The 12,423-nt window shown below is 56.0% G+C and carries 10 protein-coding genes; 2 read left to right on the top strand and 8 right to left on the bottom strand.

Translation table 11 applies throughout. The features are described from left to right. Positions 1-12: 12 nt before the first annotated feature. From D0T11_RS11905 to D0T11_RS11875, 7 genes are all read right to left on the bottom strand, one after another. Positions 13-1,212, bottom strand: a complete 1,200-nt coding sequence (locus D0T11_RS11905) for a glycosyltransferase family 4 protein (protein WP_119656018.1) — start codon at positions 1,210-1,212, stop codon at positions 13-15. 116 nt (positions 1,213-1,328) lie between these two features. Then, the gene (locus D0T11_RS11900) at positions 1,329-2,456 is read right to left on the bottom strand and encodes a glycosyltransferase family 4 protein (RefSeq protein WP_119656017.1); all 1,128 of its coding nucleotides are present in this window, start codon (positions 2,454-2,456) and stop codon (positions 1,329-1,331) included. 287 nt (positions 2,457-2,743) lie between these two features. Further along, positions 2,744-3,889 (bottom strand): glycosyltransferase family 4 protein, encoded by a 1,146-nt coding sequence (locus D0T11_RS11895; RefSeq protein WP_119656016.1) that lies wholly within the window; start codon positions 3,887-3,889, stop codon positions 2,744-2,746. Positions 3,890-3,961: 72 nt separating this feature from the next. Beyond that, positions 3,962-5,509, bottom strand: a complete 1,548-nt coding sequence (locus tag D0T11_RS11890; protein ID WP_119656015.1) for a glycosyltransferase family protein — start codon at positions 5,507-5,509, stop codon at positions 3,962-3,964. Continuing rightward, the gene (locus D0T11_RS11885) at positions 5,506-6,786 is read right to left on the bottom strand and encodes an ABC transporter ATP-binding protein (protein WP_119656014.1); all 1,281 of its coding nucleotides are present in this window, start codon (positions 6,784-6,786) and stop codon (positions 5,506-5,508) included. The genes D0T11_RS11890 and D0T11_RS11885 overlap by 4 nt, the downstream gene beginning before the upstream one ends. 32 nt (positions 6,787-6,818) lie before the next feature. Continuing rightward, on the bottom strand, positions 6,819-7,727 hold the full coding sequence (locus D0T11_RS11880) for an ABC transporter permease (RefSeq protein WP_245990809.1): 909 nt from the start codon (positions 7,725-7,727) through the stop codon (positions 6,819-6,821). Between the two features lie 847 nt (positions 7,728-8,574). Then, positions 8,575-9,534 carry a glycosyltransferase family 2 protein gene (locus tag D0T11_RS11875; protein WP_119656012.1) on the bottom strand — a complete coding sequence of 320 codons (960 nt, stop codon included), beginning with the start codon at positions 9,532-9,534 and terminating at the stop codon, positions 8,575-8,577. Between the two features lie 414 nt (positions 9,535-9,948). On the opposite strand from D0T11_RS11875, the gene D0T11_RS11870 reads away from it, so the two are divergent. After that, positions 9,949-11,295, top strand: a complete 1,347-nt coding sequence (locus D0T11_RS11870; protein ID WP_119656011.1) for a hypothetical protein — start codon at positions 9,949-9,951, stop codon at positions 11,293-11,295. A gap of 203 nt (positions 11,296-11,498) precedes the next feature. Then, positions 11,499-12,200 carry an acyltransferase family protein gene (locus D0T11_RS11865; RefSeq protein WP_119656010.1) on the top strand — a complete coding sequence of 234 codons (702 nt, stop codon included), beginning with the start codon at positions 11,499-11,501 and terminating at the stop codon, positions 12,198-12,200. Here D0T11_RS11865 and D0T11_RS22935 read toward each other — a convergent pair. Next, positions 12,184-12,423, bottom strand: a 240-nt coding sequence (locus D0T11_RS22935) for a hypothetical protein (protein WP_220473726.1), incomplete at its 5' end; no start/stop codon positions are given. The two genes, D0T11_RS11865 and D0T11_RS22935, sit on opposite strands and share 17 nt — an antisense overlap.

Genomic DNA, 12,423 nt, shown 5'->3' with positions numbered 1-12,423 from the left:
TCAGCGGTACGGCTAGTCGTTTACTGCTTCAGTTGAAGACGCGGCGAAGGAGCCCGCCAGCAGCTCGGCCAGCAACTGGCTCACCCTGCTGCCGGCCTGCTCCACGCTGTGCCGCTCCCGCAGCTTCCGGGCCGCGTTGTCGCCCAGGCGCTGACGGAGCGGGCGGTCGGCGCGGAGTTGCAGCACGGCGGCGGCCATCAGATCGGCGCGCAGGTAGGGCAGAATAACGCCGCAGTCCTGTTCCACGAATTCGGGCATCCCGCCGGCCCGGTCAAAGCACAGCACCGGCTTGCCCAAAGCGGCGGCTTCCAGGCACACCAGCGGATAGGGGTCTTCGCGGGACGTGAGCAGGAATACGTCGGCCGCGCTCAGGTAATCATGCGGGTTGGTCTTGCTGCCCAGAAACTGCACAACATCGGTTAGGCCGGCCCGCTCCACGTCGTGCCGGACCCGCCGCCCCTCTTCGGACTGTAGTTTTCCGCCGGGCCAGATAAAGTACACCCGCTGGCCGCCGGCAGCTACCACGTGCTGGGCTACCTGAATAAACACATCGGGGGCCTTGCGCCAGTCGATGGTGCCGGCTCCGGCCACCACAAACGCGTCCGCCGGAATGCCCAGCTCCTGCCGGACTTGTTGCCGGGCAAGCGTGAAATCGGCGGCCGCCAGCACCGGCACAAACTCGTGGATGGTGCGGATGCGGGCGGCGGGCACCTGGTAGCTGCGGCGCAGGTTCTCGGCCACGGCTTCCGACGCGGCCACGAAACAGTCGATGCGCGGGCTGAGCTGCGTAAACCGTTCCGCGCCGATGAAGGCATCAATCACCGTGGCCAACTCGTGCACGTGGCAGACCACCGGACAGTTCAGCACGGGCTTGAGCAGCAGGGCCAGATCGGCCGATACGACGGTGTTGGCGTAAATCAGCTTCGGGGCCAGCTGGTGCAACCGCTCCCGCACGCGCTGCTGATGCCGGGCCGTGTGCTTACTCACTCGCCGCAGCCGCTGCTGCCAGATACCACTCGGGGCCGCTGGCGGCTCCCAGAGTAGCGTTTCACCGATTTCGCGGAACTCCGGCTCCATTTCCCCGCCCTCCTGCAACAGCACCGTCAGCTGATAAGGCGTGTGCTGCTTGAGCCACCGCAACAGGTGCAGCAGTACAATGGGCGCGCCGGTGCGGGAGGCCTGGTGCGAAATAAAAAGAAGGTTCTTATTCATGCTTGCTCACTGAACGCGGAAAAAGGCAGGTGCTGTTTTATTTCCAATAAAACCGACCCGAAGAAAAAACCCGCTACCCCACCCGTATTTTTCCGGCTGGTCGGGCAGAAACTATTTTACGCCGGTTCTGCGGTTTTAAAATAGTTTGCCACGCTCGCATTAAAGTATTCCACTGCATCGGCGGGGTATTTGGCGGCTAGCGTAGCTGCGGCCTTCTGCCCGAGTTGGTGCCAGTCGGCCCGGCCCGCCCAGGCTCTTTCCAAGGCCTCCGCAATAGAACTGGTCGTGGCGGCGGCGGCAACAAAGCCGTTGTCGTTGTCCTCGATAAGTTCCGTGGCCCCTCCCACATCCGTTACCACGGCGGTCCGGGCGCAGGCCATTGCCTCAATCAGGGCCAGGGCCTGCCCTTCCATCCGCGAAGGCATTACCAGCAGCTGATTGGCCGCCCAGATAGCGGCTACATCGGCCTGATGGCCGTGCAGCCGCACGTTCTGAATGCCCAAATGGGTGATCTGCTGCTCCATTAGCAGGGAGTGAGGTCCGGTGCCGTAGATATTAAACAGGACGGGGCGTTTTTTCCATTCCGGCCGCCCAATCACCTGAAGAAACAAGTCGTATCCTTTATGCCAGCAGTCGAGCCGCCCTACCAGGGCTACCTGGTACACCCCCGACGGGGGCTGCGTGATAGCAGGCACGCTTTGCGCTATTTTACACGGGTTATAAATAACTTCCGCGTTCGACAACGTACCGCCCAGCATGAAATCCGTCAGGCGCTTGTTGTGTTCCGACACGAAATAGTTGCAAGTCGCACTACGGTAGGCTTGTTGAATAGCCAACAAGCGGTCATTCGTAAAGGCCCAAAAGAATGATTCTGAAGCTAGTTGAGTTACCGTCACGAAGGGCAAGCTCATACTACCCAAAAGCTGCATCACTTCCAAAGACTCATAATTATTACCCTGGGAAACAATTACGAAATCAGGGGCATACTGCTCAATAAATTGCCGGACTTTATCTTTTGGTTTGACAATTTTTCTCCATACTCTTTCAGGAAGCCCCGTTGATGCAGCCGAGGGCGGAAGCAACAGCAACTTTTCGCCGGGAACGGCACGCAATTGCTCGTGAGCGTAGGAAGTGATACTGGCTATTGCAAAACCCTGCGCCGAAAACAGGCGGGAGGAGCGCGCCCACAGCTCCTCACTCCCGCTCCAGTCCCTGTTCGTTGAAATATACAACAGCTTGATCATTTTTCGAAAGTGTGCTTTATGCGTGTTTCCTATTTTAATGAAAGTCACACTATTTATAAAAAGCAGTTTTTTATCGTTTCCACTGTATCATTTCCCTATATTTCATACCGCACAACTGCGGTTTCGGGAACGGTGCATATCCAACATAGCGGTGCGTCCTGGCATTTTTTCATCCGCGCCCCTGGTCCGTTCCCGTTCCGCGAGCCGCCGCCAGGATGCGTCGTTACAACCAGCTGGATACACCATTCGCGAACCGTTATACACCACTGGTCGAGCCCACCGTACTATCAGCGCAAGAAGCGTTCAATCACCTCATACATCTGCGGGCCGATAGTGGCAATGGTATGTTCGGCGCGTACGCGGCGGCACCCGGTCTGCCCCCGTTGCCGGGCCAGGTCGGGCGTGTTCAGCAACAAGCGGGTTTTCTCGGCCATCTGCTCAACATCCAGGTAAGGCACCACGAAGCCCGCGTCGTCGCGCACGAATTCCGGCATGCCGCCCGCGTTGGCGAAGCACACGAGGGGGGTACCGATCTGGGCCGCTTCCAGGCATACGAGCGGGAAGGGGTCCTCGCGGGAAGTGAGCAGCAGCACATCGAAGGCCTCGTAGTAGCCTTTCAGATCGCTCTTGCCGCCCACGAACAGAATCCGGTCCGTCAGGCCGATTAAGCGGATATCGCGCACCAGCTCCTTGTAGTGGTAGTCGCTGGGCTGGCCCCCCACCCACACGAAATACACGTCCGGATCGGTCCGGAGCACGTGTCGGGCCACCTGAATGAACAGATCCGCGCCCTTGCGCCAGATTAGCGACCCAATAGCGCCCACCAGCTTTGCCTCGGCCGGAATGCCGTGCGCGTGCCGGATATCGTGGGCGGTGCTGGTGCCGCGCACTTCGCTTTCAATGAAGTCATATACTACGCCTACCCGCTCTGCCGGAATAGGGCAGAACGTCGCAAAATACTCCTTCACCGCATACGAGCCGGGAATAAAGAAATCTACCTGAGCCGTATTTTTTGAAAATTCCTCTTTAGACAAAAAGAAAAACGAATTTTCCAACTCGTGCACATTCATGACCAACGGAATATGCAGGGCTGCTTTCATTTCCACGGCCAGGGCCAACGACACGGCGCTATTGGCGAATAGCATGTCGGGCTTACGGCGCGCAATACTCCGCACCATCTGTTTGCGACGGTACTGGGTCAGGCGGTCCAGCTTAGCCAGGGCTCTTTCCCGAATCGTTACGGCCGGTTTGCCCTGTTCCAACACGTGCACCTCCGCCAGTTTAGCAAATTCCGCTTCCAGCCCTCCCCCCCACATGAGTAACAATACCACCTCGTGATCGGTATTTTTCCGAATCCAGTTGATGAGATGCAGTTGCGTGAACGGAGCACCGGTTAGCGTAGCTTCGTGTCCGATGAAAAGAAGTGTCGCCATTGGAAGCCAGGAACGAGAGGAAACTTATGAAATGGGGGAAGACTACTATTAACAACCAAAAAATATACACTATTACAAATTTCCAACATCGGCAAGTTTAGAAGATTTGAATAAAAACCAAACAATATCTTTAAAAATCATCTTATCTGTTGTAATTATATTTACAATATCTCTTGCAAACAATTTACATTTCAAAGTAAAAGAAAGTCCGTAAAAATGATACGGAATAATACCCACATTAAAAACCGGCTGCATCTTATATAGATAAATGTCATTTTCATCCAGAAAACTCTTCTCTTTTTTCAGCCTTTTAAACTGGTGCTTTAGCCGGGGCAGCATATTATAGAAGTTACCCACGTATGCCTGCCAGTTGCTCACGTCATGCAACGCCAAATTATGCTTTTCGGCTTGTCCCTGGATTTTCCGCGCATCTGGCTCTTTAATAAGCCGTTGCAGGTCCCGTTTCCACTCCTTTAAGTCGGCGGGGTACTGAACCGGGTTTGGATAGTCCGTTAGTTCGTAGCGGTTCAGCAGTGGGGCGTTGTACATGCGCTGTACCGGCTTGCCCAACCGGGCGACTTCCAGGTAAGCCGTAAAGGAGGAAAATGGGTAGCCCTCCACGTAAACATCACAGGCATTACGGAACACATCCAACTCCCTGGTGGGCGCTACGAACGTGAGGCGGGGATGCCGGTACGCGCGCGCAATTTCCGTGTCGGGTGCAATACCGACCACGAACATTTTCGCCCGCTCGTCCTGGTCCAGCATGCTGCATATATCCAAGAAGAAATTCCGATCATCAATGGGCTCGTACTTGTAGCTGGCCCCAATCGACAAGAGCATCACGTCCTCTTCCTTTATGTCCAGCGCAAGCCGGCTAGCCGTGTATTGCGGGGTGGTCAGGCGGCGGGCGGCTACCGGGATGGGTAGCAGGCAGAGCTCGTTTACCTGCCGGTGTAAGCGGTCCGGTACTATCAGGTTGTCCCGGATTTCCACGAGCACGTCGCAAATACCCGCGCCCAGCCAGTAGCGATGGTCGCCGTGGTTCATCACGGCCACGGGCGTGCCGCCATCCGCCGAAAAGGCCAGCGCGGGCAACAGGTCGTTCGGGTGATGGTGCAGGACGACAACATCGTACTGCTCTTTCAGGAGCGCCAAGTACCGGGCCTGCTCCAACGGACTTTCGCCCGTTAACCGAAGTAGTTGCCCCTGCACCAGCGCCAGGGCAGCCGTGATAAAGTCGGGAACCGGCTCCTCGTAATTCGCCAGCACCAGATCATGGTGATTCCCGGCATCATTCGTAATCCAGTTTTCAATCAGGCGGGTATGGCCGCCCACCGCGTACACGTGGGTAGCGTAATGCAGCACCCGCAGCTTCTCCCCTACGGCCTTGGGCAGTTGGTCCGGCTGGGTTTGGCGGTTACTTATTTTCGCGAGCAGCACTTCCAGCCGGCCCTCGGCGTAGAAACCGCAGTAGTTGAACGTGGCAAAATCCGCCGCCTTCTGGCAGAAGAACAACGACTTATCCAGCAGACTTTTAGCGTGATAGTAGTACGCGCAGTCCACCAGAAAATCGTAGGCTTTTCGGTGGAGCCTGATTTGCCTGATTTCCTTCCTCATACCTGCACCGCATCGACAAAGGAAACCGCGTACTGAATATCCGGCCGGAGTATTCCCGGCAGAATGCTGTTGTTGCTGCCCAGGCTCTCGTTCAGCATCTCGAACTGCAATACGTCGTCCGTTGCAAACAACAGGTGGCGCTGGCTCTCCCCGAACAGTAGCTTGAACTGGTAGATACCGGCGTTCAGCAGATAGCCCGGCAACTGCCCTTTCACGGTGTAGATTCCCTGCTGGGAGTCGTTTTGCGTGGTGAGGAGGGCTCCGTGGTGGAAGATGGGAATCTCGTCGAGGTTGCGCAGCTCGAAGGTGGCGTCGAGGTTGATGCCGGCTTTCTGGTTGAAGAACGTCAGCTCGAATTCCAGGCCCGAGGAGATAGTGAGCAGCTCGCCGCGCAGGGGCTTCACGGCGAACTTGAGCAGGCGGATGTTGTCGTTGCCGGGCGCTTCCGCCAAGGGGCCGGAGTGCTCGAAGTAGGAGTTGGTGTCGCTGGAGTTCTGGTAGTAGTTGACGGCCTCCAGGGCCGAGCCCTCGAAAATGGTACTGCCGTAGCGCATCACCAGGCCCTGGGTGCAGAGCTGCTTGACGGCGGCCATGTTGTGGCTCACGAACAGCACCGTGCGGCCGTCGTTCACGCTCACGTCCTTCATGCGGCCCAGGCACTTTTTCTGAAACTCGGCGTCGCCCACGGCCAGTACTTCGTCCACGATCAGGATTTCGGGCTCCAGGAAGGCCGCCACCGCGAAGGCCAGGCGCACGTACATGCCGCTGCTGTAGCGCTTCACGGGCGTATCGATGTAGCGCTCCACGCCCGAGAAGTCCACGATTTCATCGAACTTCCGCCGGATTTCCTGCTTGGTCATGCCCAGGATGGCCCCGTTGAGGAAGATGTTCTCGCGACCCGTCAGCTCGGGGTGGAAGCCGGTACCTACTTCGAGCAAAGAGGCAATGCGCCCGCGCACTTTTACGCGGCCGGTGGTGGGGGCCGTTACCTTGGAGAGCACCTTGAGCAGGGTGGACTTGCCGGCCCCGTTGCGGCCGATGATGCCCAGCACCTCGCCCTGCTTCACCTCAAAGTTCACATCCTTCAACGACCACACGAAGTCGCTGCTGCCCTTGGTGGTGCGGTCGTTGGTTTCCCCGATTTTGGCAAACGGGTCTTCCTTGCCCCGCAGCCGGGCCCAGGTCCGGCTCAGGTCGCTGCCGAGCGTGCCGGTCCCGATTTCGCCCAGGCGGTAGAGTTTGCCCAGGTTTTCTACTTTAATGGCGACGTCGCTCATACGCTTGGCGGTAAGGGCCGGGTGGCCCGGCACTACACCGTATCGGTGAAGCTTTTCTCTACTTTATTGAAAATAATGGTGCCCACCAGCAGAATAACGGCCGTAGCCAGGGCACTGTAGCCCAGGTAGGCCCAGCTGAAGGAGCCCGAACCCAGGAAGCCGAAGCGGAACGTTTCCACAATGGCGTTCAGGGGGTTGGCCAGAATGAACCAACGGTATTTTTCGGGCAGGGCTTCCAGTTTCGCCAGCGGATAAATAACCGGCGTGGCGTACATGAGCAGCTGCACCCCGAAAGCCAGCAGCATGGCCAGGTCGCGGTACTTGGTGGTGAGGGCGCTGAAAATCATGCCCAGCCCCAGGGCCAGCAGCCCCATCAGCACCACCAGCACCGGCGTGAGCAGCAGGTAAAGGTTCGGGTGCAACGCATCGGTCGTGAGCAAATAATAGGACCAGATAAGCAGAAACAAGCCCAGCTGAATGCCGAAGCGCACCAGGTTGGACAGCACGATGGACAGCGGCATGGTCAGGCGCGGAAAATACACCTTGCCGAAAATGGCCGCGTTGGCCGTAAACACCGTGGAAGTAGCCGTCAGGGCCTGGGCGAAGTAGTTCCAGATGGTGACGCCCGACAAGTAAAAGACCAGCGGCGGCACGCCCCCGGTACTCATATTGGCAATGCCATTGAACACCACCATGTAGGTAATGGTAGTGAGCAGGGGCTGAATGAAAAACCAGATGGGGCCGAGAATGGTCTGCTTGTAGGTCGAAACAAAGTCGCGGCGCACAAACAGCAGCACCAGGTCCCGGTAGCGCCAGACCTCCTTCAGGCCCAGGTCGAGCAGCCCAACGCGGGGCTCAATAATTTCCGTCCAGTCCTCTTCGGCCGGCGGCGCGGGGCTCACCCGGGGGTCCGCCGCAGGCGACGCTTCAATAGTTTGCACGATGACCGGTGTTAGGTTCAGTGGCGGGTAGCAACGGGGCTTATTTCCGTGCCGTTTACCCGTGGACAGGTTGATACCGACCGCAAAGATAGATCAATTCAGATAGAGGATTTACCGCTTCGCCCACATCCGGCCGAAGTGCCGCCGCAGGATGTTACCGGGCGTACGCCCTGGAGTTGGTTGTGAGCCCCGGCGGGGCGGCACAATGCGTTGGCCGATTGCTGCCGCCCCGCCGGGGCTCCAGGGCTCCAGACGTATCAGGGGCTATAACCATCGCGCCCCTGCGGGGCTCGAAAGCCATTCATGTGCGGAAGTGCCAGAGCGAATTTCAGCTCAGTACAGGAGCGTCAGAACGAGGGAGGAGCGGGGCTTGCCCCCACCCCTCCCTCGTTCTTCGCAAATTGGGTTACCCATGACGCCCCACCGGGCCTCAGCCGCTGCCCCAGGGCGTGTGGCCGGTAGAGTTGCCCGCAAAAAGCAACGACACGGCACGCCCGCTCATCGGGCGGCAGTACGCAACGGTGGGCCTCCGCAACAACGCCCCGCGACGCCAGCCCCTCCCCTGCATCAACCGGAAAGCCGGCTGGAGCGAAGCATCCGGGCGGCGGCTCGCGGAACGGCAACGGGCCAACGGCGCGGATGAGAAGCCGCCCGGATGCGGCGCTCCATCGGGGCACCCCGTTCCCGAAACCGCCCTTACGGAGCTAACGCCCCGCGAAAACGGAAGCCCGGACAACCCGCCGGAAAAATCCTGAATTCGACCTGGAGCATTAAAACCAACCCGGCAGTTGAATGCTCCAACCAGCCTGGAGCATTAAAACCACACCGCGTTGTTGCGCAACGTGGATCAGGTGAGCCGCCCCGTTGCCGCTGGCTCCTGCTCATATACTTCCTTCACCACGTAGAGCGGGCGGTTGCGGGCCGCGTCGAGGCCCCGCCATACGTACTCGCCGATAACGCCCAGGGCCGTCATCTGGAAGGCCGACACGAACAGCACCACTACCATCAGGGCCGACCAGCCTTCCGGCTCCTGGCTGCCGAACAAGTGGAGGCCGATAATGTAGAGGCCGTAGGCAAACGCCGCCAGCCCCAGGGCCAGGCCGAGCACGGAAATTGCCCGGATCGGAAAAAACGAAAAGGCCAGGATGGAGTCGATGAAGAGCTTCATCTTCTTCTTCAGCGTCCAGCGCGACTTCCCGATTTCGCGCTTGCGGCGCACGTAGGGGATATTCACGTACGGATAGCCCAGCCAGACCATGAGGTAGAACAGGTTGCTGTTGCGCTCATGCAGGCGCAGAATGTGCTCGGCCACCTGCCGGTCGAAGAACACAAAATCAAAGCCGCCGTCGGGAATGTTGGGCAGCGCGATTTTCTTCATCAGGGCGTGGAAGGTTTTAGCGAACAGCTGTTGCAGGCCCGTTTCCTCCCGGTCCTGCCGGTTGCCGATGATGAGTTTGAGCCCTTTCTGCCAATAGTCGTACATCTGCACCATCAGCTCGGGCGGGTCCTGCATATCGGCCGTAATGATGGCCATGCAGTCGCCGGTGGCCTGGGCCATACCGGCCACAATGGCGTTGTAGGAACCCACATTACCGGCCAGCTCCACTACCCGTACTTTTTCGGGATACGCGGCCCGGAAATCGAGCAGCGCCTGCAACGTGCCATCCTCAGAGCCATCATCGACGAGTATATACTCAAAACTCAGATCCGCGGGAAACAGGGCCTCGTTGGCCAATAGCTCCCGGCCAGTAACGGGAATATTGTCTTCGTTAAAGTAGCAGGGGATGATAACGGAGAGCTTGGGCATACACAGGAAGCAAGGCAAAAAGTACTCGAAAGCCAGCCGGCCAGCCTTCGCCGGTGCAAAGACGCGGAATCAGCCGTTACCTTTTGCCAGTTGACACGCTAGCATAGGCAGTTCCAAAACCAGGGTTACGGGCAAAAGCAGGGAAAGCGGGTGCTTGTCATCGGCCCGGCAGTAGCCCAACCAAAGTGCAGCACCCAACGTTTTTTCACCGAAACAGGCCTGCTTTTGTCCCTAGAGTACCGGCGAAATGGCGTAATTTGCGCATCATTTTATTTGTGACCACCCGGATAATTGAATAACGGTTGTCACTGGCCCCGTTTACTGGCCGGAGCCACCCCGGTCATTTCCCACGCCCACCCATCGAGTGGGGTAGCAAGTACAGTCCTCTCAAAACCAACGTTAGCCGTTTACTATATGCTTCAGAACGTGTACCGCAATCCTAAAGCATTTTTCGCGCTATGTATTCTGGTCATTACCATATTCTACTGGATATTTCCGGATATCATGCCGTTTCATCAGGGCTTTGCCTTCGAGGGGTATACCATCTATAAGCCGATGGCCAAGGATGTGCATGAATACCTCATTGCCCACCGCATGAACAGCTACAGTATTCAGCGCATTTTTCCCTACGTATTACTACACGTTACCTTCAAGGTATTCGGAATTGCTTTTTCCGACTTCAACATGATTTTATTCTTCCAGGTTTTTCAACTTGGCATAGCTCTCATCATCATTTACACCTGGGACAAGCTGGCAAATCACTTGAAAATTGGCTTGCCAGGGCAGTGGATTGGCTACTTGAGCATGCTCGTCAATTTTGCTACCCTCAAGCTCGATTTTTATGTACCATTTACCTACGACCGACTAGCGATGGCCTCCGGCCTGATTAGCTTCTACTGTTACCTTACGCATCGGCCGCTGGGCTTATTTATTAACGCAATCATTGCTCTCACCATCTGGCCTACGGCCTTATTGTTCAATTTGCTCATGCTGCTGGTGCCGGCGACTGAACCTGTTCCCGCCACCCGCAACCCCTGGCTAAGCCGGATTTGGGCAACGGGTATTGCCAGCGCGGTATGTGGCCTATTCGTTTTGGTCATCTACGTCAAGCACATTCCCGGTTCGCTCTACATGGCCCCCGCGGTGCGGCCGCTGCTTCCGTTAAGCATCCTGCTGATTGGGGTTTATCTGGTTTACACCCAAACGACACTGGCACAAAGACTTTTCCCGGGTTGGCAGGAAATTATTCCCCGGATAACGCAACTGCTCCGCCCCCGCCTCAGTTGGCTGTACGCGCTCGGTATTGTGGGAGCTTATATCTTCCTGACCCGTTATCTCGGTGATCCGACCCATCCGTATCTCACCCCCCAGCAGTTTGCCATCAACCTTACCTACGGGGCTTTGCAGCGACCGGCGCAGTCGTTGGTGTTTCACGTGCTATACTATGGCTTACCCTTCCTCTTCATTGCGCTGTTCTGGCGGCGTACGCTCCAGGCGGTTACGCGGCTGGGCTTGGGCATGGGGCTACTGTTCATGGCCGTCCTGATTCAAGCGGTAAATACCGAAACCCGGCAAATGGCTAACGTGATTCCGCTGTTAGCAACTCTTGCCGCGCTGGTAGCCGATGGCCTAAGCCCGCGCCCTAAAATTTTAGGCATTACTGCGGTGATAGCCGCTTTACTTTCTAAAGCCTGGGTAATATCACTTAACTATTTTGATCCAGATTATGAAAAAAATAGGCAATATATATCCAATGAATAATTTTGATCGTGGCGATTTTTTAAGATAGCCTCAACAAGCTTATTTTATGAATTTCGGTCCTTGGGCAACTATACCTTTCTTACTCATCCAATCATTGGCGGTGATTTTATCTTCTGTTGTAATCTATCTGATTTGGAGCAAGAACCGTCTGTCAGTCATAGGAGCAAATCCGTATTCTGGCAATTCAATAGTTTCATAGTAGCATGAATATTTCTTCTAATAAGCAGTATTTCAAAGCATTAACTGGCATCCGTGCTATTGCCGCTTACCTAGTATTTTGGTTTCATTTCAATCCTTTTCACAAGGGAAACTTCGCTTGGAAGCTTACCAACGAAACACACATCGGAGTAGGCATTTTTTTCGTACTCAGTGGCTTTCTTATCACAACCCGTTACTCTAACCATGTTACACTGACACGAGCTTGGTGGCAACGATACATGCAGAATCGAGTAGCCAGAATATATCCGCTTTATGCCATAATAACCGGCCTGACGTTTACTGCTTATGCTATTGCTCCCAGCTTGGATTTGACCGGCCAATGGCTGGCTTACCGAGGGTATGACAAGCTTATTGTAATAGGACTAAATTTAAGTTTTTTACGAGGATTTTTCGAAAAATTTGTCTTTACCGGCATTGCGCAGGGCTGGACATTGAGTGTGGAAGAATGCTTCTATTTATTTGCTCCACTGGCAATGTGGCTTCTATACAAAGTGCGGATGCGGTACTTGCTTCTTGTAGCAGGAGCGGTAGCACTAATGTTGCTAGGTGCGGCAATAGTTACTATCACGCGTCATCCTTTTGGCTTTTTTTCCTCATACAAATTCATGTTTCTATTCACTCTACCTGGTAGAGTAGCAGAATTTGCTATTGGTATGGCATTGGCCTACTCTACCCTACTATTTTAGTGGGTTGTCCACGAGCAAGATAGCGACTAAATACATCCAGTAGGTTCAGAATTTTGCGTGCCAGCGGCTGGTCAGGGGCCGTATGTGGCCGGGTGAGTTGGCGCAACAGATTCAGGCCGTGCCGACTAAATACATCCAGTAGGTTCAGAATTTTGCGTGCCAGCGGCTGGTCAGGGGCCGTATGTGGCCGGGTGAGTTGGCGCAACAGATTCAGGCCGTGCCG

It is taken from the genome of Hymenobacter rubripertinctus, from assembly GCF_003583925.1.
Lineage (GTDB): Bacteria > Bacteroidota > Bacteroidia > Cytophagales > Hymenobacteraceae > Hymenobacter > Hymenobacter rubripertinctus.
The sequence above is the reverse complement of the archived record's forward strand: the minus strand, read 5'-3'. Positions and strand labels throughout refer to the sequence as shown.

Excerpts from the sequence above, each read along its gene's own strand:
- D0T11_RS11905 (WP_119656018.1), bottom strand. The coding sequence starts at position 1,212 with ATGAATAAGAACCTTCTTTTTATTTCGCACCAGGCCTCCCGCACCGGC.
- D0T11_RS11900 (WP_119656017.1), bottom strand. The coding sequence starts at position 2,456 with ATGATCAAGCTGTTGTATATTTCAACGAACAGGGACTGGAGCGGGAGT.
- D0T11_RS11895 (WP_119656016.1), bottom strand. The coding sequence starts at position 3,889 with ATGGCGACACTTCTTTTCATCGGACACGAAGCTACGCTAACCGGTGCT.
- D0T11_RS11890 (WP_119656015.1), bottom strand. The coding sequence starts at position 5,509 with ATGAGGAAGGAAATCAGGCAAATCAGGCTCCACCGAAAAGCCTACGAT.
- D0T11_RS11885 (WP_119656014.1), bottom strand. The coding sequence starts at position 6,786 with ATGAGCGACGTCGCCATTAAAGTAGAAAACCTGGGCAAACTCTACCGC.
- D0T11_RS11875 (WP_119656012.1), bottom strand. The coding sequence starts at position 9,534 with ATGCCCAAGCTCTCCGTTATCATCCCCTGCTACTTTAACGAAGACAAT.
- D0T11_RS11870 (WP_119656011.1), top strand. The coding sequence starts at position 9,949 with ATGCTTCAGAACGTGTACCGCAATCCTAAAGCATTTTTCGCGCTATGT.
- D0T11_RS11865 (WP_119656010.1), top strand. The coding sequence starts at position 11,499 with ATGAATATTTCTTCTAATAAGCAGTATTTCAAAGCATTAACTGGCATC.